Genomic DNA, 23,895 nt, shown 5'->3' on the forward strand with positions numbered 1-23,895 from the left:
CAACACCGACTTCATTGGCGAGAGGCTTCAAGGAGCCATAACGATGACTGTGCGGTGCGTGAGATTTCTGTGGTGGTGTAAGACCTTTCCGGGCGGGCATGCGGCGCATCGATGCGGCAGGCCTGCAGAAAGGACAGAAGCAGTGCGGATTTCACCGCGAAATTCATGTTTTGCCCGTCGGGGACTGTGGACGTGACCATCCCGATGACCGCGCCACCGTTGTCGAACAACGGACTGCCGCTGGAGCCCGGCTGAATGGGCGCCGTAAACTGGAACAGGCTGGCGTCGTTATGCAGACCGAACAGGCCGGAGATTCCGCCTTGCGTCACTTGCAAGCCACCACCGGAAATCGACGCCAGCGGATAACCCAGCACCGCCACCGTATCACCCGGCTCACAGCCCTGCCCGTCCCGGAATGTAACCGGAGACAACAGCGGCGCGCCCTGCACCCTCAACAAGGCAATGTCGTTGCGGCGGTCGATCACCACGGGCTCAGCCTTGTAGCGGCCCTGCAGCGAAGAAATGTAAAACACGCCCATGTCTTCGATGACATGCGCACAAGTCATGACATGTGCCGGCCCGACCACAAATGCCGTGCCGGTTGCGGAATCATGCCGAGGACCACCCGCCGAGCCGCCCGACCCACCGGACGGGCGGCGCGGATGGCGATCATCCACTTCCAGGCCGATCTTGCGCCCGAACGCTGACAGCCCGTACGCAGAGCCTTCACTCAGCGCCCGAAACTTCCACTGATCGTTACGCTTGTAGAACTCGCCGATGATGATCGCCGCTTCGCCATTGTCACGCAGGTCCAGGCGATGCTCGATATCGGAATCTACCTTGAGGTGCAGGCTGGCGAAGTCGCGCACCGGCCCCATCGCGGCATATACATAGACCATCAGCAGCACTCGATCGCTGCCCGCCGGAAGCCTGTCGAGCCTGAGCGTACAACCTACATCCTGAGGGCCGCCGCTCCACTCCATCCAGCTCTGCTCCTGATGCAGCAGCGCAGGCTCGCCCATCGACTGGCGTTTCTCGTTGACCGCCAACAAGGCGACCGCCGCGTATTCACCGAAAACCGAAGATGTGCCGCTCTCCAGGTTCCAGGTGCAGTGAGCGTTTGCTAAAGCAGTGTTTGCACCTGGCGCCAAAAGCTTCATGCCCGATCCTCCGTGATAAGAGCGATTAGTGATAGCAAAAATCTATTATCACGATCAAACCGCAGCCCGTACAGCGACTGTGATGGGCTTGACGCGGATATCTTCAAGCCAATGTGTTTCCGGTTCTTTCAATCCAAGACGCCGTGTTGCGAAAATCCCCGGAAGGTTGAGCCCGGTTTCCCGCGTATAACCGATCCCGCCCGAGTAACGCGGGTTGATCTCCAGCAAGCGCGGCTTGCCATCAGCGTCGTCACGGGTCTGCACATTGATCAACCCGTCACAGGCAAAATGCTCGGCCGCCTGCACCGCCAGTTGCACGGCTTCGCTGTCCCGCTCGAAGGTCTGGTTCAGACCTACCTTGCGTCGTCCGACGAAGGCAACTGCCTTGCCGCCCTCGCACACCATGTCCACCGAAACCTCACTGCCCGGCATGTACGGCATCAGCAGCATTGCCGGAAGGTCCTCGGACTGGCGATAGGCGTCAAGGTACGCTTTAAAGGTGGTCTCGCGCGCATCGGGGTTGGCGAAACAGCGAAATCCATCGACGTCGGCCTTGAAGCGCCAGAAGCCCTGCCCGTAGATCCCGACCACCGGCTTGACGCAGACTTCGCCAGCAATCGACAACGCCTCATACGCCGCCTGCAGCTCATCGGCATTACGAGCCGTGAGCGCCGGAATGCAAGCCAGCCCCGCCGCCTCGGCCGCTGCCGTGAAGCGGCTCTTGTCATCGACATTCATGAAGGTCTGCAGGGACGTTCCGCCCGTGACAAGGTCCAACCCTTCAGCAACAAAACGCGAGCGCTGCGCTTCATACACGCCGCCCACCCGACCGGCAATGATGACGCTGACACCCATTGCACGAGCGTTTTCCAGCACCCAGTCGATCCGTTCTTCGTTGTCGAGTGGCTCTTGCAGCGCCACATCGGCCTGCCCGGTAATTTCAGAGCGCTGCTGACGATGAGAGGCGATAATGCGCACCGACGCAGGCAGGGCATCGCGCGCGCCAATAATGACGTCGCGCTGGCTGGCCTGCCCTTCAAGGAACCAAATCATGTCAATCTCCGGATGACTGCGCCGCCTCAAACGGCCTTGTCGAATTTTGTAATAACTGTTTTGCTTCGAAATGTTCGGATTAGGGCAAAGTCACGCAATTTTAAACAGAGGACGCTGGTATGAAGTGGCTTAAAAGGTCGATTTGGCTTGTGGTATTCGTTGCACTGGGGATCGGCGCATTAAGCCTCTATTACGTCCTGCCGCGCCATGATGTCGTGATGATCACCGGCGTGGAAGTCAAAAGAATGGACGCCGACGGCGTGGTTAACGCCGAAAACCCGGCAGACGGCCCAACCCGCGACGTGTACTTCATCAACACCGAAGACCCGGACACCAAAAAAGTCGTGGTCTACCGCAACGAAGACACCGCCTGGAGCTTCCCGTGGTACTTCAAATTCGACTCCGCCGACATCCAGGCCAAAGCCCAAGGCTATTCGCGTGATGCCCAGCAACTGGCGCTGATTCGCTATTACGGCTGGCGGATAACGATCCTCTCGATGTTCCCCAACGTGACCGAGATCGAGGCCGTGACGAGTCGTGATCAGCCGTTTCCGGTTTTCAACACGATCTTTTTTGTGGTGGTGGGGTTGCTGGTGGTGATGGTGGTTGTTGGGGTTAGAAGGAGGATTCGTAGACAGCCGCGGGTTGATGGGACGCCTAGGTAGCTTTTTGCATTAGATGTCGAGACTAGCCCGATCTGTGATCGGGCTATATTTTGAGCTGCCGAAGCTTGCCCGCCGCAGAGAACCTCCACGGCACACGAAACGCGGCTCCGCCTTCAATCAATAATGCTTGCTCGGTAATTGAAGGCCACCACCTGACCAGGTTTTCTGCTTTGTTCCAGTAGGTCATTTGCCCCCACTGTTTGGCGAGGCAGAAAATGGGCATACCACACTCCCGGGATGCCCGACGCTCAGTGTCTCCCTTGGAGAACTTATCCTGAGATACAACCGCCCACCCTCCTTCTTTTTTGAGGTGGGTCATCCATTCAATATCAGGGGCGTTAGCCGGAAATCTTTCACGCAGCGGCACCACTGAATGACCCTCGTAATGGGTCAGCTCGTTGAGCGCTCTGGCGATAGCAGGAGGCAGATTATTATCGATCAAAAAATTCAAGCAGCAATCCTGTGCTCGAAAGCGACAGCAGCTTCCACTGCAGCACACGGAATCTCATAAAGCAATGACACACGCTTGGCGTCTTGCCCTTCAGCCAGATAGGCATGATAGATAGCTGCTGTATGAATTCCTATCGAAGAAAGTACAGGCTTGCCAAAGTTTCGGGCTGGGTCCAGAACCACTGCCTTGCTTCGCTTTACCGGATACCAGCGCTTTGCCGAGTCTTCGCTTGAGTAATCAATGCCCTCGTAAAGCGAGGGAGTGATGACTTGCTTGAACGCATACTGCCGCTTTAACAGATCCATGAGCGCCTCATCCCCCGTTTCATTCAGAACGGTCGCGAAAATATCTCTTCCGTCAGTTTGAAAGCGTCTGCAAGTAAACGGGTAGGGCTGACCAAACATCTCCCTGGCTTGTAACGAAGCGCTGCGTATCGCTTGCAAGCTGACGCCATGCTGGCGAAATGCATGAACAAAACGAATTTCCAGTAGGTCATGGAAGCCGAGCAGCTTGTCGTCCAGAAATGCGACCTCAGGAGTCCAGAGGCCAGGATGGTCGACCCCTGCTGCGCTATAGCCAAACATCCATCTGCGAATGTCTTTTGCAGGAATGCCTGTGTATGAAGAGGCTTCCGACGCGGTGTAAAGCCCCACGCCGAGGAGGCGACTGATCTAGAGCCATGAGGGTTCGAAGAGTTTCATTCGATAAAGGTGCTGCCGGTGCGGTTCAGCGGGATAGCGCGGTGGCTCGGACTGTGCTGGCAATGTTGTCGCATTCGGCTTTGTTAGGAATTCCTGAGTTAGGTTGAATTTGCTGCCGGAGCGTGAAGTGGTTGTGGAAAACGAATTCAGCTTAGATTGAAGGGGAGTGAGCATGTAAATAAACCGAGGACATCATTAAACTGTAAAATACCGAGAACAAAATAAGTATGGGAACCAATCATTTACTCATACGTCACACCAAAGCCAGTCTTTTTCCAAAAAAGGAGTCTGGCCATCACTGACCAGACTCCCAATTACAATTTTAAAACAAAAAACCTGACAAAACTTATCCAGACACTTCACAAAAAAACATGTAAAGAAGAGCCAACATTCAAAAACCATTGACCACAACCTTACCACAACTGACTATTTGCAAAGAATTGGAGTCGAAGTAAGGCAGCCACCGGACTGAGTCCACGTCACCGCGCCAGCACCTATAACAGGAGTAACGACATAAGTAGCAGCGGCAATAGTTGTCGCAGTAGGTGTGACAGTAATAGTACCATCTTTAACTGCAACACTAGCAACATGTGTAGTAGCCTGTGTATCTGGAATACTATTCTTAGTTAGATCACAACCTTCCTTCTTACCTGTTTCTTGCACACAAGATGCAACTGCGGTTTGGTAAGCATTTGCCATCGATACAACCTCAGAATACTTAGCTTTGAGGGTATAGGAGTTGTACTGCGGAATAGCCACCGCCGCCAAAATGCCCACGATCGCAACGACGATCATCAGTTCGATCAGCGTAAAACCTTTTTGTACGTTCATATCTACTTCTCCGAGGCGTCAATTAGGTGGTGCCTTGGGAGCGTGCAAGCATAGGTCGTGCCAAAACTTCTTTCTCGCCGATAACGTCGCCCACACTACATATTCAGTGGCATTGAAAGCTCTGAAACCAGCAGAAACTGACAATTTTCGTCACATGCCCCTCTGCTATTTGGCAGCACAGCCCGACTGCGCTATAACCCTCACACTGTCTGTGTCTGGTGGTTTTATGACTGATGCTGTACTCACTGGCTTGGCCAAACAATTGGTCCTTGCCGAGCTGCTTACCGAAACCGTTGCGCAGCAAGCGTATCAACAAGCGCGCCGCGACAAGATTTCGTTGGTGAGCTATCTGGTTCAGAACAAGCTGGTCAAAAGCCTGACGCTCGCAGAGATGGCTTCGGATCAGTTTGGTGTCCCTTTTATGGATCTGGCCAGCCTGGACAAGGAAAGCCAGCCTAAGGGGCTGGTGAGTGAAAAGCTTATTCGACAGCATCATGCCCTTCCACTATGGCGAAGAGGTAACAAGCTGTTTATCGGTATTTCGGACCCGACTAACCATCAGGCGGTGACCGATATTCAGTTCAGCACCGGCCTGAACACTGAAGCGATTCTGGTCGAAGACGACAAGCTGACCACTGCGATAGACCGTTTTTTTGACAATGACAGCGGGCTGGGCAACCTGGAAGATGTCGATCTGGGTCTGGATATCGAACCCGCTGATGGCAAGGAAACCTCCCTTGCTGCACAGAATGATGCTGACGACGCCCCGGTGGTGCGCTTCGTCAACAAAATGCTGTTGGATGCTATCAGGCTAGGATCATCTGACCTGCACTTCGAGCCCTATGAAAAGATCTTTCGTGTGCGCTTGCGTACCGACGGCATTCTGCACGAAGTCGCCAGGCCGCCGATTCATCTGGCAAACCGTATTGCTGCCCGCTTGAAAGTCATGGCCAGCCTCGATATTTCCGAGCGACGTAAACCGCAGGATGGCCGGGTCAAGTTAAGGGTGTCCAAAACAAAGGCCATCGATTTCCGTATGAACACCTTGCCCACGCTATGGGGCGAGAAGATCGTGATGCGTATTCTTGATCCGACCAGTGCGCAGATGGGCATTGACGCTCTGGGCTATGAACCAGAGCAAAAGGCACTGTATCTGGAGGCGCTAAAGCAGCCACAAGGCATGATTCTTGTGACCGGCCCTACGGGTTCTGGCAAGACTGTTTCCCTGTATACCGGGCTGAATATCCTCAATACTGTGGACATCAACATTTCCACCGCTGAAGACCCGGTAGAGATCAACCTTGAAGGCATCAATCAGGTCAACGTCAACCCACGCCAAGGACTCGACTTTTCTCAGGCATTGCGCGCCTTCTTGCGTCAAGATCCCGACGTGATCATGGTCGGCGAGATACGTGATTTGGAAACTGCCGAGATCGCCATCAAGGCATCACAGACAGGCCATATGGTGCTTTCAACGCTGCACACCAACAGCGCAGCAGAAACCCTGACGCGTTTACATCACATGGGCGTCGCTGCATTCAACATTGCCACAGCGATCAACCTGATTATCGCGCAACGACTTGCACGCAAACTTTGCAGCCACTGCAAGAAAGAAATCGATATTCCGCGGGAGACGTTGATTCAGGAAGGCTTCCCGGAATCAAAAATCGGAACGTTCAAAATCTTTGGCCCCGTGGGCTGCGAACATTGCAACGGCGGCTATAGAGGCCGGGTAGGTATTTACGAAGTGGTCAAAAAAACAGCAGAGCTGGAACGCATTATCATGGAAGAAGGGAACTCGCTTGAGATATCCAGACAGATGCGCAAAGACGGTTTCAATGATCTGCGCACTTCGGGCTTGTCAAAAGCGATGCAAGGCATCACCAGCCTTGAAGAAGTCAACCGCGTAACCAAGGATTAAACATGGCCAGCAAGGCAGCCAAAGTCATCGTTTTCATTTGGGAAGGGGTTGACAAGAAAGGCACTAAAACCAGTGGAGAGCTGAGCGGCCATAATCTGGCACTCGTAAAAGCCCAACTGCGTAAGCAAGGGATCACCCCTACAAAGGTGCGCAAGAAATCGGCGTCCATTTTTGGTAAGGGCAAGAAAATCAAGCCTCTGGACATCGCGTTCTTTTCTCGGCAGATGGCGACAATGATGAAGGCAGGCGTGCCACTGCTTCAGTCATTCGATATTATCAGCGAGGGTGCAGAGAATCCGAATATGCGAGTGCTGGTAAATTCGCTCAAACAGGAAGTTTCAGCGGGTAATAGTTTTGCAACCGCCTTGCGACAAAAGCCCGAGTATTTCGACGATCTTTTTTGCAACCTGGTAGACGCCGGCGAGCAAGCTGGCGCACTTGAAAGCCTGCTGGACCGGGTTGCGAGATACAAAGAAAAGACCGAAAAGCTAAAAGCTAAAATCAAAAAAGCCATGACATACCCGATTGCCGTGTTGATCGTCGCAATGATTGTGTCCGGCATTTTGCTGATCAAAGTGGTGCCGCAGTTCCAGTCAGTCTTCGCTAGCTTCGGCGCCCAATTGCCCACTTTCACACTGATGGTAATCGGCCTGTCCGACGTCGTACAAAAATGGTGGCTGGCAATCGTTGGTCTATTTTTCGTCAGCTTTTTTTTGTTCAAACGAGCTTATAAGCAGTCTCAAAAATTCCGAGACACCCTCGACCGCTTCTTACTGAAAGTACCTATCATTGGCCCGTTGATTTTCAAGTCGTCGGTTGCTCGTTATGCCCGTACGCTTGCTACTACATTCGCTGCTGGCGTTCCGCTTGTAGAGGCTTTGGACTCAGTTGCTGGAGCCACGGGCAACGTAGTGTTCAAAAACGCAGTCAATAAGGTAAAGCAAGATGTCTCAACTGGTATGCAACTGAATTTCTCGATGCGCTCAACAGGAGTATTTCCAAGCCTTGCGATTCAGATGACTGCCATTGGCGAGGAATCCGGAGCTCTGGACACCATGCTCGACAAAGTTGCTACCTACTATGAGGATGAAGTCGACAACATGGTCGACAATCTGACCAGCCTCATGGAACCGATGATCATGGCCTTTTTGGGAGTAATCGTCGGCGGGCTGGTCATTGCGATGTATCTACCTATCTTCCAACTCGGAAACGTCGTCTGACATGCCCCTCCTCGACCTCCTGGCCAGCTCCCCCTTGGCCTTCGTCACCACCTGCTGCATTCTCGGCTTGATCATAGGAAGCTTCCTGAACGTAGTCGTCTACCGCCTCCCAAAAATGATGGAGCGCGACTGGAAAGCACAATCCCGTGAAATGCTCGGTTTGCCCGCAGAGCCCGACCAGCCCGTTTTCAACCTGAACCGACCCCGTTCCAGCTGCCCGCACTGCGCGCACAAGATACGCCCGTGGGAAAACCTGCCGATCCTCAGCTACCTGTTGCTGCGTGGCAAATGCTCGCAATGCAAAGCGCCGATCAGCAAACGCTACCCGTTGGTCGAGCTGACCTGCGCAGTTTTGTCGGCCTATGTCGCCTGGCATTTTGGCTTTGGCTGGCAGGCTGCAGCCATGTTGGTGTTGAGCTGGGGATTGCTGGCGATGAGTCTGATCGATGCCGATCATCAGCTGTTGCCTGATTCTCTGGTGCTGCCATTGTTGTGGTTGGGCCTGATTGTTAACGCCTTTGGGCTGTTCACATCGCTAAATGATGCGCTCTGGGGTGCTGTGGCGGGATATCTGGCGCTGTGGTCGGTGTTTTGGCTGTTCAAGCTGGTGACCGGCAAGGAAGGCATGGGTTATGGCGATTTCAAACTGCTGGCCATGCTTGGCGCGTGGGGCGGTTGGCAGATTCTGCCGTTGACCATCCTGTTGTCGTCACTGGTGGGTGCGGTGCTTGGGGTGATCATGATGCGCGTGCGCAGGGTCGAAAGCGGTACGCCGATCCCCTTTGGTCCTTATCTTGCCATTGCGGGGTGGATCGCTTTGCTCTGGGGTGGTCAAATAACCGACTCTTACATGCAGTTTACCGGTTTCAGATGACCCACCCTGATCAAAAACCCTGGATTCTCGGCCTGACTGGCGGCATTGGTAGCGGTAAAAGTGCAGCGGCACAGTGCTTTATCAACCTCGGCATTGACACCGTGGATGCCGACCACGCCGCCCGCTGGGTAGTCGAACCTGGGCGGCCTGCGCTTGAGCAGATAGCCACACATTTCGGCAACGGCGTATTGCAGGCCAGCGGCGAGCTGGATCGCGGCGCACTGCGCAAGCTGATCTTCGAAAACGCGGAGCAGCGACGCTGGCTGGAAGCGCTGCTACACCCGCTGATCAATCAGGAAATCGTCAGTCATCTGGCCAAGGCCAAATCGCCGTACGCCATTCTGGTTTCGCCACTGCTGATCGAGTCCGGGCAATCCCGGATGGTGAAGCGTCTGCTGGTTATCGATGCGCCACAGCGCTTGCAGATAGAACGCACGATGCTGCGTGACGGTTCCAGCCAGGAGCAGGTCGAAGCCATTCTCAAGGTGCAGATCCAGCGTGAAGACCGCCTGCGCCATGCCGATGACATACTGGTCAACGACCGCGATCACAACTGGCTGGTCAGCGAAGTCGAGCGGCTGCACCACTTTTACCTTACTTTGCGTGGAGGCCAATCATGAGCCAACCAATGACCGTTCAATGCCCAACCTGCGACACCTCAGTGGAGTGGAGCGCAGCCAGCCCAAGCCGTCCGTTTTGTTCCGAGCGCTGCAAGCTGATTGATCTGGGGGCGTGGGCTTCTGAAGAGCATGCAATTCCGGTGAGCCCGGATGCCGAGGATGAGATGTTTTCGGGTGACCTTGAGGCCCCACACAGGGGGCATTGAGGCTCAAAAGCGGGAATTTAAGCTCGCGAAGGCTGTATTTCAGCGACACGTCAGGGCGCCGCAAGCGTAAAAAGCGAATTGCCAGCCTCCCCCTCTGCATTGGCTCTTCCAGTCATGGCAACTTGAACGCTAAGCTTGGCCCTATGGATGACTCAGACTACCTGCGCCTGTTGACGATCCAGGCCGAACAAGCCAATGCCTTTCTGTCCAATGCGCGGAAGTGGGAGCGTGAGCGTTGGGTTTGTCAGCGGTTGTTGCAGGGGCTGAACATTGCGCACCGCAATGAGGACTTCACGCCTGCTAGTCAGGAGCCGCCCGACGTGCTATTTCGTGACGGGCGTTTCGAGGTGTTTTTCGTGCTGGATGAGGGGCGTCGCCTGAATGACGAGTGGCGTGAAGAGTTGCAGCGACGACGAAGCGCGTTTTCGCTGAGCCAACTGGTGCGCCGGGAAGCCAAGCCCAAACGCATTCCTGCCTCCGAACTGTTGCACCGACTCGCCCCTACCCTGCGTAAGAAATCCACCAACTATCGCGAACGCGGCATTGATCTGGGTGAGCTGGATATCATTGCGTTTGCCAGTCTCAAGCGTGAAGTGCTCGATCTGAACAGTCACTTTCCTCCGCCGACCGAATACCTGCGACAGGGCTGGCGCTCGCTATCGCTGGTGGGGCCGACGTTTGCCCGGGTATTGTTCGCGCATCCGGGTGCCCCGGATTTTCTGCGTACCAACTTGGGCCGCAGTGTCGTTTTCGATGTTGGAATCAGTCTATGAGCCCTTTTCAGGAATTGCTGGCCGATGTGCCTCAACAAGGCCGCGTGCGCTGGATCGGTGTGCGTCCAGAGTCGCGTGCCGAGATGATTGAGCTGGATGCGGTGGAAGCGCGTCGCGAGGCTGGCCTGACCGGTGATCACTCACGGCCCGGCCCACGCAATGCGCGGCAGGTCACACTGATTCAGTGGGAGCACCTGGCTGTGGTCGGTTCTTTGCTGAGCCGGTCTGCCGACAACCCCATCGTGCCGCAGGACTTGCGCCGCAATCTGGTGATCAGCGGCATCAATCTGTTCAGCCTCAAGCACCGGCGCTTCAGGGTTGGCCAGGCCATTTTCGAAACCACTGGCTGGTGCCAGCCGTGCGCAAAGCTTGAGCAACGCCTTGGCCACGGCACCTTTCAGGCGGTGCGTGGGCATGGCGGAATTACTGCGCGAGTGTTACAAAGCGGCATCATCCGTCTGGACGACACCTTGCAGGTCGAGCCACTGGAAATCACCGATGCCTGGCCCCCTGTGCGACCGCACGCCTAAGACGACGCATAAAGTGATCAGCCTGCTGAACCCCGCACCGCAAAGGCGTGTCGAAGAGTACCTTCAGGCCACTTGGCAGCCAGTCGAGCGCATTTCGCTCCTGATACAGGCACTGCCGTAATGAACCGCTTTATCGAGCCATCTGACGCTATGAGCTGCCTGGCGCTCGCGCAGATCGAGCTTCCCCCGAATTTCTTAAACCTTCCGAGTAATCCTTATGACGCACCGTATTGTTATCGTTGGCGGAGGCGCTGGCGGTCTGGAGCTGGCTACCAGTCTGGGTAAAACCCTGGGCAAAAAAGGCACGGCAATTGTCACGCTGGTGGACGCCAACCTGACACATATCTGGAAACCACTGTTGCACGAGGTGGCTGCAGGTTCGCTCAACTCGTATGAGGACGAGCTGAATTACGTGGCGCAGGCCAAGTGGAACAACTTTCAGTTTCAGCTCGGTCGCATGACCGGGCTGGACCGTGCAAGCCGTCAGATCCATCTGGCGGCCACGCTGGATGAAACGGGCGTGGAGCTGGTTCCGGCGCGCAGCCTGGAGTATGACTCGCTGGTGATCGCAGTCGGCAGCACCACCAATGATTTCGGCACCAAAGGCGCTGCCGAGCACTGTCTGTTTCTCGACAGTCGCAAGCAGGCCGAGCGCTTCCATCAGCAACTGCTCAACCACTACCTGCGCGCCCACGCAGGTCAGGCCGACAGCACCCGGGAAATCACCGTCGCCATCGTTGGCGCTGGGGCTACCGGCGTAGAGCTGGCGGCAGAGCTGCACAACGCGGCGCACGAGCTGGCGGCTTACGGGCTGGGCCAGATAAAGCCTGAAAACCTGCGCATCACGGTGATAGAGGCCGGTCCGCGAGTGTTGCCGGCACTGCCTGAACGTATCGGTGCGCCAGTCCACAAGACGCTTGAAAAACTGGGCGTGACAGTGCTGACAAACGCTGCCGTGAGTGAGGTGACGGCAGACGGTTTGATCACGGCGACCGGGGAAGTCATTCCTGCGAGTTTGAAAGTCTGGGCGGCGGGTATCCGTGCCCCGGCCTTCCTGCATGAGCTGGATGGGCTGGAGAGCAACCGCATCAATCAGTTGCAAGTGCTGCCGACGCTACAGACCACCCGCGACGAAAATATCTTTGCCTTCGGCGACTGCGCGGCCTGCCCGCAAAAAGGCACCGACCGCAATGTTCCGCCTCGCGCTCAAGCGGCTCATCAGCAGGCGTCTTTGCTGGCCAAATCGCTGCGTCTGCGGATCGAAGGCAAGACACTGCCGGAGTACACCTACAAGGACTACGGCTCGTTGATTTCCCTGTCGAGCTTTTCGGCGGTCGGCAATCTGATGGGTAACTTGATGGGCAGCGTAATGCTCGAAGGCTGGCTCGCGAGGATGTTCTACGTGTCGCTGTATCGCATGCACCAGATGGCGCTGTATGGCGCCTTCCGCACCCTGATGCTGATGCTGGGCAGCAAAATCGGCAAAGGCACCGAGCCACGGATGAAGCTGCACTAACCTGTAGCACCTGTGCCAATGCCTGTCGGGGTTGGCACGCTGTTTACCAGGCTCTGCGCTGCATGCGGCGGCGCAGAGTGTTACGAGATGAGTCAGCTCTCCAAACGCGAGCTACGATCCAACCCTCGCCCCACCTGCCCCGCCACGCCACGAACTACAAGCGTCCGGCACGATTCTCGTGCTGACTTGCCGTCCTCGCAATAACAGCTATTTTTAACAGTTATAGCTTTCCGTATGGCCTAACGGACGGAAGGCGTTGACGTGGCTATCAAGTTCGTCGCGATCACGCAGATAACCTTACAGTTGTTAATCGTAGTAGCACTGTTCAAGGATCGAACCCATGATGTCGAATCAACTCCGCACCCCGCCAGTACAAGCCCATCCGCGTTTCGTCTGGTTCCCGTTGATTCCTGTCATCCCCGCCGTCGCCTGGCTGTTCGTCCAGTCGGGCACAGCGCCAGACAATCTTTTCGCCAGTGCTGTGCTGATCGCGGTGGGTGTCGGTGCCGGTTTCTGGGCAGCCCGCTCGCAGGCCGACAAAGTGAATCTGGCCGTCGCTCAGGCGCTGGATCACCAACACACGCACAACGCTCAAACCACCGCGATGGCCGCCAGTACTCAGATTAATGAGGTACTGCTCGGTGCGATGCCGATCTGGGTCAAGCAGGTCGAAAGCTCGCGCGAGCAGACCGAAACCGCCATCGTCGCGTTGACCACCCGGTTCATGGGGATTTCCGAACGTTTGCAGGATACGGTGCAGGCTTCGCAGCACGCAGCCGGCGAACTGGACGGACAGAATGCCGACGGCGCGTTGAAAGCGCTGTCGCAGAGCGACAGCGAGCTGACTCAGGTGATCGACTCGCTCAAGGCCACACAAGCCAGTCGTGACCAGACGCTTTCCCAGGTTCGCGGCCTCACTGCCTACACAGGCGAATTGCGCACCATGGCCGCCGACGTGGCCGCCATTGCTGCGCAGACCAACCTGCTGGCCCTCAACGCTGCCATCGAAGCCGCCCGCGCGGGCGAAGCGGGACGCGGTTTTGCGGTAGTGGCCGACGCCGTGCGCAGCCTGTCCAGCAAGTCCAGCGAAACCGGCCAGCAGATGTCGGCCAAGGTCGACATCATCAACAACGCCATTACGCAACTGGTGCAAGCCGCCTCCAGCGGTGCCGATCAGGACAGCCATTCCGTTACAGCCTCCGAGCAAGGCATCCAGAACGTGCTGGAGCGCTTCCAGAGCATTACCGGACGTCTGGCCGAATCCGCCGACCTGCTGAAACAGGAAAGCTACGGTATTCGCGACGAGATGACCGAAGTGCTGGTCAGCCTGCAGTTTCAGGACAGGGTCAGCCAGATCCTGGCCCATGTTCGCGACAACATCGACTCTCTTTATGCGCACCTGCTACAGGCCAGTCAGTCCCCGGACGAAGCCGTTGCCATCGACGCGCGACAATGGCTGGCACGCATGGAGTCCACCTACGCAACCGATGAACAACGCCGTACACACCGCGGCGAATCGGCTGCGCAGCAGAATTCGCAGGAAATCACGTTCTTCTAGGAGTAGATCATGGCTAAGAGTGTATTGGTGGTCGACGATTCAAGCAGTGTCCGGCAGGTCGTCGGCATTGCTCTGAAAAGTGCCGGATACGATGTCATCGAAGCCAGCGACGGTAAGGATGCACTGGGCAAGCTGACAGGGCAGAAAGTGCACCTGATCATCAGCGACGTCAACATGCCGAACATGGATGGAATCACCTTCGTCAAAGAGGTGAAGAAGCTGGCCAGTTACAAGTTCACCCCCATCATCATGCTGACCACCGAGTCTCAGGAATCGAAAAAGGCCGAGGGTCAGGCCGCCGGTGCAAAAGCCTGGGTGGTGAAGCCATTTCAGCCAGCACAAATGCTGGCCGCCGTATCCAAGCTGATCCTGCCCTGAGACCGACGGCCCTGGAGGTCAGCATGACGACATCTGCAGAGACCAGCCAAGACGCCGCCCGCGTGCAGATCGAAGGCGAGTTGACGATCTACACCGTCACCGAACTCGCCGCCCGAATACTGCCGCAGGTCGGCACAGCCGCAAGACTGGACGTCGACCTGTCGCAAGTAACCGAAATGGATGGCGCGGGACTGCAATTGCTCGCGGTCATTCAGCGCGAGGCCGAAAAAAACGGCACAGCGCTGCACATGACCGGCCAGAGCAAGGCCGTGACGGAAACCTTCGAGTTATGCAACCCGGGCGTCGTGCTGTAGCGCACCTATTGGCAGCATTGCCGAGTAGTTGGACATAGGAAGTCAATGTGAGCATTAACCTCGATCAGGCTCAGCAGACGTTTATCGTCGAAGCGCGAGAGCTGTTGCAGGCGATGGAGGAATCCCTCCTGCAACTTGAAAGCGAACCGGGTGATGTGGACGCGATTGGCGCAGTCTTTCGTGCGGCACACACCATCAAGGGTTCGGCCGGATTGTTCGGGCTGACCCCGATCGTGAGTTTTACCCACATCGTCGAGGACGTGCTGGATCGTCTGCGCGAAGGCAGCGTTTCAGTGGATGCACAGCTGATCGCAGTGCTGCTCAAGTCCGGCGATCACATGCTCGAGCTGATCGACGTGGTCGCCAGTCGGGGCGAGCAACTTCAGCCGCCTGCTCTTGAGCGCGAAGCTGCGCTGCGTCAGGCGTTGCAGGTCTATCAGGCACCAGACACCACGCAGGCTGCCGAAGAGGCTGCTGCAACCGGCGTCACTGATGGCGAAGAAGTCGAAGCGTCATGGCATATCTCTCTGCGCTTCGGCGTGGATGTGTTTCGCAATGGCATGGACCCGCTGTCGTTCCTGCGTTACCTCAACACACTGGGGCAGATGGTCAAGGTCACGACCGTCACCGACAGCATTCCAGCGGTGGAATCGTGGGACCCGGAATCGTGTCACCTGGGTTTCGAGATCGAGTTCCGCTCCGCTGCCGGTCACGCCGCAATCAACGAAGTATTCGACTTCGTGCGTGAAGACTGCACCGTGGAAATCACCCTGATCGATCAAGTCGAAGCAGATGCCGAGCCTGTCGGCACAGAACTGGTGTCGCAGAACGAGCGCAGCACTGTAGTGGCAAGCGGCGAACTGCTGGGCGACCAGCGAGCGGTGCCGCGAGAACCTGGCATTGCGACGGTGGTGGATCGCTCACAGAGCGGCGACCAGAAAAGTAAGGACGGACGTTATGTGCGCGTCAATGCCGACAAGCTCGACGAGTTGATCAACCTGGTCGGCGAACTGGTGATTGCCAGCGCTGGCGCCAGCCTGTTGGCCAAGTCGTGCGACAACGATCCGCTTCAGGAAGCCAGCTCGACCGTGTCGGGGCTGGTCGAGCAGATTCTCGACGGCGCGCTGCACCTGCGCATGATCCCGATCGGCGACACCTTCAACCGATTTCGTCGGGTGGTGCGCGATGTCAGTCAGGAACTGGGCAAGGATATCGACCTGATCATCAACGGCGCAGAAACCGAACTGGACAAGACGGTTGTCGAGAAGATCGGCGACCCGCTGATGCACCTGCTGCGCAACTCGATGGACCACGGTATCGAAAGCGCCGAAGCCCGCCGCGCCGCTGGCAAACCGGCCAAGGGCCACTTGAGTCTGAACGCCTACCATGACTCGGGCAGTATCGTCATCGAGATTGCCGATGACGGTGCCGGCCTCAACCGCGAGCGCATTCTGGACAAGGCCCAGCAGCGCGGTCTGGTGGCTGCCGGTGCGAGCCTGACCGATCAGGAAATCTACAACCTGATCTTCGAACCTGGTTTTTCTACCGCCGAAGCCGTCACCAACCTGTCCGGGCGCGGCGTCGGCATGGACGTGGTCAAGCGCAACATCACCCTGCTGCGCGGCACTGTCGACCTCGACAGCCAGCCCGGCCAGGGCACCATCGTGCGCATTCGTCTGCCCCTGACGCTGGCGATCATCAACGGTTTTCTGGTCGGCATTGACCAGTCGACTTACGTGATCCCGCTGGACATGGTTCAGGAATGCATCGAGCTGGATGAACAGGATCGCCAGACGAGCCGCGACAACGGCTACCTGGACCTGCGTGGCGAGGTGCTGCCGCTGGTCTACCTGCGCGAGCACTTCAACCACGAAGGCCCCGCAGCACGCCGCCAGAACGTGGTGGTAGTGCGCTACGCCGAACACAAGGCCGGGCTGGTGGTGGATGACCTGCTCGGCGAATTCCAGACCGTGATCAAACCCTTGGGCAAGCTGTTTGGCGCTCTGCGCGGAATCAGCGGCTCGACGATTCTGGGCAGCGGTGCGGTGGCGTTGATTCTCGACATACCGGCATTGCTCAACCAGATCGTACAAATGGACGTCCGCGCCACCCAGTCCCCTCATTCGCTCTCGCCCGCTTCTCGCTGACGGATTTGCAATTCCAAGGAGTAACCCGATGAAATGGTTTTACGATCTGAAGATATCCACCAAGCTGATTACCTCTTTTCTGGTGGTTCTGGCGTTGACCGCAGCGATGGGAGTCTTTGCGATTATCCAGCTAGGCCAGGTCAACCAGGCCGCGCAGGACATCAAGGAAAACTGGATGCCGTCCATGCGGGCGGCTGCGGGCATGCGATTCTTCGCAGCCAGTTACCGACTAAAGGAAAACCGTCATATCGCCGCGGACGCTGCCCCGGAAAAAGCCCAGATGGAGCTTGAGGCAGCAGAAGCACGCAAGCAGTTTGAAGCGCGACTGGCCATTTACGACAAGTTGATTGTCAGTGATGAAGATCGTCAATTGTTCAGTAGCGTGAGCGCGTCATGGGCCGCCTACCTGAAGGTCAGTAGCGACCTGTTCGATCAATCACGCCAAAACCTGGAGGCTCAGGCGCGCACGTTACTCAAGGGCGAATCCAAGACGCATTTTGATGAAGTGACCACTCAGCTGCAAAAAATGGTCGATCTGAATGAAGCTGGCGCGACCATCGCTGGCAACAAGGGCACCAGCCTGTACGAAACCTCACGTATTTCGATCATCGTGGTACTGGTTGCAGCCTTGCTGATCGGTCTGGGCCTGGCGCTGTTCATCGCGCGGATCATTTCGCGCCCACTCAAGGAAGCAGCCACTGCCGCTGAGCAACTGGCCGAGGGCAACCTCAACGCACACATTGGTCACGGCTCCAAGGACGAGACCGGCATGGTGCTAAACGCCATGCGCAATATGGTCGGCAAACTGTCGCACATCATCGGCGAAGTGCGTAACGCCGCCGACAACCTGGCCAGCGCCTCGGAAGAAGTCAGCGCGACGGCACAGTCGATGAGCCAGGCGACCAGCGAACAGGCAGCCAGCGTCGAAGAGACCAGCGCTTCGGTCGAACAGATGAGCGCCAGCATCAACCAGAACACCGAGAACGCCAAGGTCACCGACGGCATGGCCAGCAAGGCTGCCAAAGAAGCCACCGATGGTGGCGAATCGGTACAGCAGACCGTGGTCGCGATGAAAAAGATTGCCCAGCGCATCAGCATCATTGATGACATTGCCTACCAGACCAACCTCCTTGCACTGAACGCTGCTATCGAAGCGGCCCGCGCCGGTGAGCATGGCAAAGGCTTCGCGGTGGTGGCTGCCGAGGTGCGCAAGCTGGCGGAACGAAGCCAGATTGCCGCTCAGGAGATTGGCGAGCTGTCTTCCAGCAGCGTGGAAATGGCCGAAAAGGCCGGCAAGTTGCTGGACGAGATGGTGCCATCGATCAACAAGACTTCTGATCTGGTGCAGGAAATCAGCGCCGCTTCCGAAGAGCAGGCGGCAGGCGTCGCACAGATCAACACGGCCATGACGCAACTCAATCAGGTAACCCAGCAGAACGCATCGAGTAGCGAAGAGCTGGCCGCCACGGCAGAAGAAATGAGCAGCCAGGCCGAACAACTGCAGCAATCCATGAGCTTCTTCACCCTCGACGCGTCGCCAAAAGCCGCAGCACACAGCAACAAGATCGACAGCCACGGCAGCCCGACCCGCCAGCCGCCAAGGCCCGTGCAGCAAGCGCCGCGCAAGGCCTTTACGCACAGCATGGCCAGCTCGCCGGACGAATCGGAATTCACTCGTTTCTGATCGACGGCTTCGATACCGATTCACTGGGAGAACGACATGGGCTCATTGGTCACGACTCGACAGGCCGCAACAGCGGTCGAGGAAGAGGCGCAGTACCTGACATTCATGCTGGGTGGCGAGATGTTCGCCATCGGCATTCTGGGCATCAAGGAAATCATCGAGTACGGCAGCCTGACCGTCGTGCCGATGATGCCCGCGTTCGTGCGCGGCGTGATCAACCTGCGCGGCGCGGTGGTGCCGGTGGTTGATCTGTCGGCGCGTTTCGGGCGCCAGAACTCGGACATTACCCGGCGCTCGTGCGTCATCATCATCGAAGCCAGTACCGAGGACGGTCAGCCGCAGGACATCGGCTTGCTGGTCGATAATGTCTCGGCGGTACTGGAAATACCTGCGTCACAGATCGAGCCGCCGCCCAATTTCGGCGCGCGGATTCGTGCTGATTTCATCAGCGGCATGGCCAAGGTCGATGGCAAGTTCGTGATCGTGCTGGAAGTCGAGAAGGTGCTGTCCATCGACGAGATGTCCAGCCTGGCGGCAGCGGGTCAGACACCTGCTGCCGACCTTGACGCCCATTGAGGCCCGCGCATGGTTGATACAGCGTCGCTCAGTGATCGCGAGTTCGGCCAGTTCCAGTCCTGGCTGTACCGCGCTGCGGGCATCAAACTGACGTCGGCCAAGAAAGCACTGGTCGCTGGCCGCCTGTTCAAACGCCTCAAGCACTACGAGCTGGACAGCTACGGAGAGTACTTCAAGCTGATCATGACCGACCAGCGCAATGGCGAGCTGCAAATTGCGCTGGATTTGCTCACCACCAATGAAACCTACTTTTTTCGCGAGCCCAAGCACTTTGATTTCCTGCGCCAGCATGTACTGCCGAAGGTCTCGCCGGGCAAGGTATTCCGGATATGGAGCGCTGCCAGCTCGTCTGGCGAAGAGCCCTACAGCCTGGCAATGACACTGGCCGAACAACTGGGCACCTCGCCATGGGAGGTCATCGGCTCGGACATCAGCACGCGGGTGCTGATCAAAGCGCGCAGCGGCCACTACCCGATGGAGCGTACCGAGACGCTTCCGCAACCTTTGCTGTTCAAATATTGTCTGAAAGGCACAGGTCGCCAGGAAGGCACCTTCCTGATCGACAAGTCTTTGCGCAGCCGGGTCAGCTTCGTGCAGGTCAATCTAAATGAAACCCTTCCGGATCTGGGTGAGTTCGACGTCATTTTCCTGCGCAACGTGATGATTTATTTTGATCAGGAGACCAAGAGCAAAGTCGTGGCGCGATTGATACCGCGCCTCAAACCCGGTGGCTATTTCATCATCAGCCACTCGGAAAGCCTGAACGGTGTGAATGACGTGTTGAAAATGGTCTCCCCTTCGATCTACCGCAAACCATGAACACCCCCGTCGGCGTCTGCGAAACAGTGCTGGCCCCCGGCGACGTGGTCTTCGAGACCCGGCCTGTGCGCTTGCGTACGCTGCTGGGTTCCTGCGTGGCGATCACCTTCTGGCATCCGCATCGGCGTATTGGCGGCATGTGCCATTTCATGCTGCCGGGGCGTATCCGCAAGCACGAGCCGCTGGACGGCAAATACGCCGATGAGGCAATGGAAATACTGATCCGCCACGCGCTGGCCAATGGCACACTGCCTGCGGAGTATCAGATCAAGCTGTTTGGTGGCGGTGAAATGTTTCCTGCTCAACGTCTCGAGCAACACATGCATAACGTCGCAGACCTGAACATTCACGCAGCGCTTGCGCTGGCCGAGCAGCACCATCTGCAACTGATCGCTCAGGACCTCGGCAGCACCGGTCATCGCAACATCATCTTCGACCTGTGGGACGGAAACGTATGGGTCAGGCACCAACCAATGGATGTAAGTGAAAAAGATGCCAAACAAAAAAATCAGCGTATTGCTGGTCGATGATTCGGCTGTCGTTCGCCAGGTACTCGTAGCCATCCTCAACGACACCCCCGACATTCATGTAATGGGCGCGGCGTCAGACCCGATATTTGCCATGAGCAAGCTGGCCCAGGAATGGCCCGACGTCATCGTGCTGGACGTGGAAATGCCGCGCATGGATGGCATCACGTTTCTCAAGAAGATCATGAGCGAGCGGCCGACACCGGTGGTGATCTGCTCGTCGCTGACCCAGAAAGGCGCGGAAACGTCGCTGCAGGCGTTGTCCGCAGGGGCGGTGGAAATCATCACCAAGCCCACGACCGGCCTGAAGAACTTCCTGATCGAGTCCGCTGCCGAGCTGATTTCGGCGATTCGTGCGGCCGCACATTCCAATGTCAAAAACCTTGGCAAGCGCGCCGCTGCACCAGTCCTGAACCCCGCCAGCAAGTTAACCGCCGACGCCATCCTGCCTGCCGCCAGTGGCCATGCCATGGCGCAGACCACCGAACGCATCGTCGCGATCGGTACGTCGACCGGCGGCACCCAGGCGCTGGAAGCGGTATTGACCGCCCTGCCCCGCGTGTGCCCCGGCATGGTCATCGTCCAGCACATGCCGGAAAAGTTCACCGCCTCGTTCGCCGAACGCTTGAACAGCCTTAGCCAGATCGAAGTGCGCGAGGCCCGAAACAATGACCGCATCCTGCCGGGCCTGGCGCTGATTGCGCCAGGCGGCAAGCACATGATGGTCACGCGCAGCGGCGCCTATTATCACGTTCAGGTCATCGACGGCCCGCTAGTCAACCGGCACCGTCCTTCCGTGGACGTACTGTTTCGCTCTGTGGCCAAGTTCGCCGGCAAGAACGCCACCGGCATCATCATGACCGGCATGGGCGACGACGGCGCACGCGGGCTCAAGGAAATGCTCGACGCAGGCAGCTCGACCGTGGCTCAGGATGAGGCCAGTTGCGTGGTGTTCGGCATGCCCAAGGAAGCGATCAAACTGAATGCAGCGCAACGGATTATTCCGCTGCAGGAGATTCATCAGGTGATCTTGCACCGGTAACGTCAGCGCGCTTGCCGATCAGCTCAGGAAACCTCAGCGTCCGCCATAAGAGAGCCTGCCAGTGACTGCAAAACCTTGTTCAAGCATCACAATCTTTTCGGGCTGAAAGTAATGCCCCGGATTGAGCAGAACTTCCTGCTCACCCGCGCCGCTGATGCTCATCTGCGGGTTATGAGCATCCTGAATTGCGTCGACGTGGATACCCGCAACACGGTCGGCCTTGAAGCGGAAAAAAATCGATGCCGGATCGAAGTTACCACGCCGCAGCTCTCCAATTGCCTGCCTGCGCAACACCTCGGAAGCCGCATCTCTGCTTGAAAAATCTACCGTGTACCGAGCCCTTCCCAACTCTCTGCCATCGTCCACACTGGAGAACTCTACAGCGGCTGCGGCGCCTGATGTGGTGCTGAGGAAGCCGTTGAATCGTATTGATTGTCCCGCCAGCAAGGCGCCCAGTGCTGAACGGCCGTCCAGTTGGGTGGTGAACAGATCGTTATGCCCTGTCGCCCCTTTCAAGAGGGAAACGCCTGAAATACGCGGAGCGGCGTGAATAAACTGTTGTAAAAGGGCGACTTGCGGCGCCAGCTGATGTTCGATGTGAGTCTTGTGCATTTCAACTTCACTGGCGTTCAGTTCGCCCGCCTCATAATGTCGAGCGAAATCACGGACAAACTTATTGACCTCGGCTTCGTTGTTATATTTAGGGTCGAGGGATTGCAGGTAATGCCTCAGGGAGCGATAACCCATCGCGCTGATATTCATCAGGTAGTTATCGCCATAGTCCGCCTGATAGGTATGCAATGCATCAACGATGTGCTTGCCCTGCGCGGGTGAATAGCGGCGAAAGTGCTGCAGGCTGTTGTGTGCAATTCCGTTTCTTTCTGTCGGGAAATTATTCAGCTGACTGCTGAGAATATGCTGTTTCTCATGCTCAGCCGCGTGCGCCAATCGCTGGCTCTGATTTAAAACTTGCTGAGCAAAAGCAGGCGATATGCCTTGTTGACCCATCATCGTGGTGTGCACGGTCTGGGAAGTTGCAAACGCAGACGCAAACCCTGTCCGGTTAATCGCGGCCATGGCAACGGGGTGTCCTCCGACGAGCGCCGTCGCGTTTCCTGGCCTGGCACGCTGAACACTGTGTGGGGCCGCCTGAGCACGTGAAGCAGGGCGCTGGCTACCGGAAGACTGATTGTGGAGGTAGGCATGATTGGCAGAATGTTGAGATACCGGGTTTGGCATGAAGTGTTTCCTTGTAAGACGCCTCGTTGTGCGACGGCGTTTTCTATTTTCAACACGTGCTTTGTAAGCACATGCAGGTGTCACCAGCGGTCATCACAGAATCTGCACAGTACCCGTCAAGGGTTGTGAGCCATGTGATGTAAGGGGAGCTGGTTTGTATGCAGCGACGATCCACAAGCCAGGCCTGCTCAGCGGGTCCAGGGTGGTGGCAGCAATGAGCGATTTCCGGCGTTTGCATTCACTGGCGAAGCAGCAACCTCAGCAAATGAAACCAACTGAAAAAACGGTTCTGTTTCAAGTTCATTAGCTTGGCTGGATGACCCCGCTCTCTCGCTTTTGTGTTCATTACGATAAGACGCATACGCCCAGTGTCCGGGAGCAACATCCGAGGCCGGGCGATTACGGCTCTGCGCTATACCGGCCGCTCGCAACTCATGCTCGATGCTGCTGATCAAGCCCCTCATTTTCCCCATGTATTCGGGGCTGTAGGTGTTATCCGCACGGTCAGGTTTGGCATACAGCGTAAATTGAGCGCCCTGCGTGATGCGCGCTTGTTCAGGCGGCGCGTTTGTATGTACGCCACTCATGTCGGTCACTTTCCACTTGTCGACAGGGCTGTCGTCGGCTTGTAACAGTTTGCCTATCGCATCAAATGCGCGCGCAACGTGCTCGGGCGCCACACTCAGGTGAAACTTGTCACCGGCAAAGTCGCCCTTGCTCTTGGGCGCTCTGCGGTCCATGTGAATAAACATGTCGGTGCCCGTCATCCGGCATTTGTTGAACGCCGTCCAGCCGCCATGATTCTCGCCCCGCGCTCGCTGTAAGATCTCGTAGGTGGGGGCACGGTGATTCAAGGCGAACCGGGTCTGAGTGTGGGCAAGTACCTCTCCCTTATTCATGCGATTCAGTTCAGCGTTTGTATTTTTTCTTACCGGTGGTGGAGTCAGCTGGGTGTTCAGCTTCAAACTCAGCATGAGGCTGTTTACGGGCATAACATTGATTTCCTGCTTTCTATCGAGAACCAAAATGCAGGGGTGGCGACGCCGTCGTCCCCCTTTTGTATTCATGAGCCTGAATGGATTGATGGCTG

The 23,895-nt window shown here is 56.9% G+C and carries 25 protein-coding genes; 18 read left to right on the forward strand and 7 right to left on the reverse strand.

Annotation, left to right across the window (positions count from 1 at the left end; all coding sequences use genetic code 11):
* Positions 1 to 11 precede the first annotated feature (11 nt).
* On the reverse strand, positions 12 to 1,160 hold the full coding sequence (locus POR16_RS20170; RefSeq protein WP_005895666.1) for a trypsin-like peptidase domain-containing protein: 1,149 nt from the start codon (positions 1,158 to 1,160) through the stop codon (positions 12 to 14).
* Between the two features lie 54 nt (positions 1,161 to 1,214).
* The gene (locus POR16_RS20175; RefSeq protein WP_005895665.1) at positions 1,215 to 2,213 is read right to left on the reverse strand and encodes an ATP-grasp domain-containing protein; all 999 of its coding nucleotides are present in this window, start codon (positions 2,211 to 2,213) and stop codon (positions 1,215 to 1,217) included.
* Between the two features lie 119 nt (positions 2,214 to 2,332).
* On the opposite strand from POR16_RS20175, the gene POR16_RS20180 reads away from it, so the two are divergent.
* Positions 2,333 to 2,878, forward strand: a complete 546-nt coding sequence (locus tag POR16_RS20180; protein WP_005895663.1) for a DUF1523 family protein — start codon at positions 2,333 to 2,335, stop codon at positions 2,876 to 2,878.
* Positions 2,879 to 2,921: 43 nt separating this feature from the next.
* On the opposite strand, the gene POR16_RS20185 is transcribed toward POR16_RS20180, so the two are convergent.
* The 3 genes from POR16_RS20185 to POR16_RS20195 all read right to left on the reverse strand — a co-directional run bounded on the left by POR16_RS20185 (position 2,922) and on the right by POR16_RS20195 (position 4,861).
* Positions 2,922 to 3,329, reverse strand: coding sequence for a PIN-like domain-containing protein (locus POR16_RS20185; RefSeq protein ID WP_005895661.1), 408 nt, complete (start codon positions 3,327 to 3,329; stop codon positions 2,922 to 2,924).
* Positions 3,326 to 4,000, reverse strand: coding sequence for a MerR family transcriptional regulator (locus tag POR16_RS20190; RefSeq protein ID WP_122358061.1), 675 nt, complete (start codon positions 3,998 to 4,000; stop codon positions 3,326 to 3,328). Before POR16_RS20190 ends, POR16_RS20185 begins: the two co-directional genes overlap by 4 nt.
* Positions 4,001 to 4,456: 456 nt before the next feature.
* Positions 4,457 to 4,861 carry a pilin gene (locus tag POR16_RS20195; RefSeq protein WP_005895657.1) on the reverse strand — a complete coding sequence of 135 codons (405 nt, stop codon included), beginning with the start codon at positions 4,859 to 4,861 and terminating at the stop codon, positions 4,457 to 4,459.
* 226 nt (positions 4,862 to 5,087) lie between these two features.
* Between POR16_RS20195 and pilB the strand changes: the two genes are divergently transcribed.
* From pilB to POR16_RS20280, 17 genes are all read left to right on the forward strand, one after another.
* A complete protein-coding gene (pilB, locus tag POR16_RS20200; protein ID WP_005895655.1) occupies positions 5,088 to 6,782 on the forward strand; it encodes a type IV-A pilus assembly ATPase PilB in 1,695 nt (564 codons plus the stop codon).
* Positions 6,783 to 6,784: 2 nt separating this feature from the next.
* On the forward strand, positions 6,785 to 8,002 hold the full coding sequence (locus POR16_RS20205) for a type II secretion system F family protein (protein WP_005895653.1): 1,218 nt from the start codon (positions 6,785 to 6,787) through the stop codon (positions 8,000 to 8,002).
* Between the two features lies 1 nt (position 8,003).
* Positions 8,004 to 8,876, forward strand: coding sequence for a prepilin peptidase (locus POR16_RS20210; protein ID WP_005895651.1), 873 nt, complete (start codon positions 8,004 to 8,006; stop codon positions 8,874 to 8,876).
* Positions 8,873 to 9,496, forward strand: a complete 624-nt coding sequence (gene coaE / locus POR16_RS20215) for a dephospho-CoA kinase (RefSeq protein WP_005895649.1) — start codon at positions 8,873 to 8,875, stop codon at positions 9,494 to 9,496. Before POR16_RS20210 ends, coaE begins: the two co-directional genes overlap by 4 nt.
* Positions 9,493 to 9,702, forward strand: coding sequence for a DNA gyrase inhibitor YacG (yacG, locus tag POR16_RS20220; RefSeq protein WP_005895648.1), 210 nt, complete (start codon positions 9,493 to 9,495; stop codon positions 9,700 to 9,702). Before coaE ends, yacG begins: the two co-directional genes overlap by 4 nt.
* A 143-nt stretch (positions 9,703 to 9,845) precedes the next feature.
* Positions 9,846 to 10,475 carry a DUF1780 domain-containing protein gene (locus tag POR16_RS20225; RefSeq protein WP_005895647.1) on the forward strand — a complete coding sequence of 210 codons (630 nt, stop codon included), beginning with the start codon at positions 9,846 to 9,848 and terminating at the stop codon, positions 10,473 to 10,475.
* Positions 10,472 to 11,005, forward strand: coding sequence for an MOSC domain-containing protein (locus POR16_RS20230; RefSeq protein WP_005895644.1), 534 nt, complete (start codon positions 10,472 to 10,474; stop codon positions 11,003 to 11,005). Before POR16_RS20225 ends, POR16_RS20230 begins: the two co-directional genes overlap by 4 nt.
* Positions 11,006 to 11,222: 217 nt before the next feature.
* Positions 11,223 to 12,521, forward strand: coding sequence for an NAD(P)/FAD-dependent oxidoreductase (locus tag POR16_RS20235; protein ID WP_005895640.1), 1,299 nt, complete (start codon positions 11,223 to 11,225; stop codon positions 12,519 to 12,521).
* Between the two features lie 724 nt (positions 12,522 to 13,245).
* Positions 13,246 to 14,079: a methyl-accepting chemotaxis protein gene (locus POR16_RS20240; protein WP_392397433.1), complete on the forward strand. Its 834-nt coding sequence runs from the start codon at positions 13,246 to 13,248 to the stop codon at positions 14,077 to 14,079.
* A gap of 9 nt (positions 14,080 to 14,088) precedes the next feature.
* Positions 14,089 to 14,457: a response regulator gene (locus POR16_RS20245; protein ID WP_005895634.1), complete on the forward strand. Its 369-nt coding sequence runs from the start codon at positions 14,089 to 14,091 to the stop codon at positions 14,455 to 14,457.
* A 23-nt stretch (positions 14,458 to 14,480) separates the two neighbouring features.
* Positions 14,481 to 14,771 (forward strand): STAS domain-containing protein, encoded by a 291-nt coding sequence (locus POR16_RS20250; RefSeq protein ID WP_024690839.1) that lies wholly within the window; start codon positions 14,481 to 14,483, stop codon positions 14,769 to 14,771.
* Between the two features lie 47 nt (positions 14,772 to 14,818).
* Entirely contained in the window at positions 14,819 to 16,918 is a 2,100-nt protein-coding gene (locus POR16_RS20255) for a chemotaxis protein CheA (protein ID WP_005895631.1), read from the forward strand.
* Between the two features lie 28 nt (positions 16,919 to 16,946).
* A complete protein-coding gene (locus tag POR16_RS20260; RefSeq protein WP_024690841.1) occupies positions 16,947 to 18,602 on the forward strand; it encodes a methyl-accepting chemotaxis protein in 1,656 nt (551 codons plus the stop codon).
* 36 nt (positions 18,603 to 18,638) lie between these two features.
* Entirely contained in the window at positions 18,639 to 19,178 is a 540-nt protein-coding gene (locus POR16_RS20265; RefSeq protein ID WP_005895629.1) for a chemotaxis protein CheW, read from the forward strand.
* A 9-nt stretch (positions 19,179 to 19,187) separates the two neighbouring features.
* Positions 19,188 to 19,997: a CheR family methyltransferase gene (locus POR16_RS20270; protein ID WP_005895627.1), complete on the forward strand. Its 810-nt coding sequence runs from the start codon at positions 19,188 to 19,190 to the stop codon at positions 19,995 to 19,997.
* Entirely contained in the window at positions 19,994 to 20,527 is a 534-nt protein-coding gene (cheD, locus tag POR16_RS20275) for a chemoreceptor glutamine deamidase CheD (RefSeq protein ID WP_005895625.1), read from the forward strand. The genes POR16_RS20270 and cheD overlap by 4 nt, the downstream gene beginning before the upstream one ends.
* Entirely contained in the window at positions 20,490 to 21,566 is a 1,077-nt protein-coding gene (locus POR16_RS20280; protein ID WP_005895623.1) for a protein-glutamate methylesterase/protein-glutamine glutaminase, read from the forward strand. The genes cheD and POR16_RS20280 overlap by 38 nt, the downstream gene beginning before the upstream one ends.
* Before the next feature lie 33 nt (positions 21,567 to 21,599).
* Here POR16_RS20280 and POR16_RS26665 read toward each other — a convergent pair whose 3' ends face one another.
* Positions 21,600 to 22,643, reverse strand: coding sequence for a hypothetical protein (locus tag POR16_RS26665; RefSeq protein WP_005895620.1), 1,044 nt, complete (start codon positions 22,641 to 22,643; stop codon positions 21,600 to 21,602).
* Positions 22,644 to 22,993: 350 nt separating this feature from the next.
* Positions 22,994 to 23,797 carry a type III secretion system effector phosphothreonine lyase gene (gene ospF, locus POR16_RS20290; RefSeq protein WP_005895618.1) on the reverse strand — a complete coding sequence of 268 codons (804 nt, stop codon included), beginning with the start codon at positions 23,795 to 23,797 and terminating at the stop codon, positions 22,994 to 22,996.
* Positions 23,798 to 23,895 lie beyond the last annotated feature (98 nt).

This window comes from Pseudomonas coronafaciens pv. oryzae str. 1_6 (genome assembly GCF_000156995.2).
GTDB classification, from domain to species: Bacteria; Pseudomonadota; Gammaproteobacteria; order Pseudomonadales; family Pseudomonadaceae; genus Aquipseudomonas; species Aquipseudomonas tremae.

Coding starts and splice junctions, on each gene's coding strand:
- POR16_RS20170 (WP_005895666.1), bottom strand. CDS start 1,160: ATGAAGCTTTTGGCGCCAGGTGCAAACACTGCTTTAGCAAACGCTCAC.
- POR16_RS20175 (WP_005895665.1), bottom strand. CDS start 2,213: ATGATTTGGTTCCTTGAAGGGCAGGCCAGCCAGCGCGACGTCATTATT.
- POR16_RS20180 (WP_005895663.1), top strand. CDS start 2,333: ATGAAGTGGCTTAAAAGGTCGATTTGGCTTGTGGTATTCGTTGCACTG.
- POR16_RS20195 (WP_005895657.1), bottom strand. CDS start 4,861: ATGAACGTACAAAAAGGTTTTACGCTGATCGAACTGATGATCGTCGTT.
- pilB (WP_005895655.1), top strand. CDS start 5,088: ATGACTGATGCTGTACTCACTGGCTTGGCCAAACAATTGGTCCTTGCC.
- POR16_RS20205 (WP_005895653.1), top strand. CDS start 6,785: ATGGCCAGCAAGGCAGCCAAAGTCATCGTTTTCATTTGGGAAGGGGTT.
- POR16_RS20210 (WP_005895651.1), top strand. CDS start 8,004: ATGCCCCTCCTCGACCTCCTGGCCAGCTCCCCCTTGGCCTTCGTCACC.
- coaE (WP_005895649.1), top strand. CDS start 8,873: ATGACCCACCCTGATCAAAAACCCTGGATTCTCGGCCTGACTGGCGGC.
- yacG (WP_005895648.1), top strand. CDS start 9,493: ATGAGCCAACCAATGACCGTTCAATGCCCAACCTGCGACACCTCAGTG.
- POR16_RS20225 (WP_005895647.1), top strand. CDS start 9,846: ATGGATGACTCAGACTACCTGCGCCTGTTGACGATCCAGGCCGAACAA.
- POR16_RS20230 (WP_005895644.1), top strand. CDS start 10,472: ATGAGCCCTTTTCAGGAATTGCTGGCCGATGTGCCTCAACAAGGCCGC.
- POR16_RS20235 (WP_005895640.1), top strand. CDS start 11,223: ATGACGCACCGTATTGTTATCGTTGGCGGAGGCGCTGGCGGTCTGGAG.
- POR16_RS20240 (WP_392397433.1), top strand. CDS start 13,246: ATGGGGATTTCCGAACGTTTGCAGGATACGGTGCAGGCTTCGCAGCAC.
- POR16_RS20245 (WP_005895634.1), top strand. CDS start 14,089: ATGGCTAAGAGTGTATTGGTGGTCGACGATTCAAGCAGTGTCCGGCAG.
- POR16_RS20250 (WP_024690839.1), top strand. CDS start 14,481: ATGACGACATCTGCAGAGACCAGCCAAGACGCCGCCCGCGTGCAGATC.
- POR16_RS20260 (WP_024690841.1), top strand. CDS start 16,947: ATGAAATGGTTTTACGATCTGAAGATATCCACCAAGCTGATTACCTCT.
- POR16_RS20265 (WP_005895629.1), top strand. CDS start 18,639: ATGGGCTCATTGGTCACGACTCGACAGGCCGCAACAGCGGTCGAGGAA.
- POR16_RS20270 (WP_005895627.1), top strand. CDS start 19,188: ATGGTTGATACAGCGTCGCTCAGTGATCGCGAGTTCGGCCAGTTCCAG.
- cheD (WP_005895625.1), top strand. CDS start 19,994: ATGAACACCCCCGTCGGCGTCTGCGAAACAGTGCTGGCCCCCGGCGAC.
- POR16_RS20280 (WP_005895623.1), top strand. CDS start 20,490: ATGCCAAACAAAAAAATCAGCGTATTGCTGGTCGATGATTCGGCTGTC.
- POR16_RS26665 (WP_005895620.1), bottom strand. CDS start 22,643: ATGGCCGCGATTAACCGGACAGGGTTTGCGTCTGCGTTTGCAACTTCC.
- ospF (WP_005895618.1), bottom strand. CDS start 23,797: ATGCCCGTAAACAGCCTCATGCTGAGTTTGAAGCTGAACACCCAGCTG.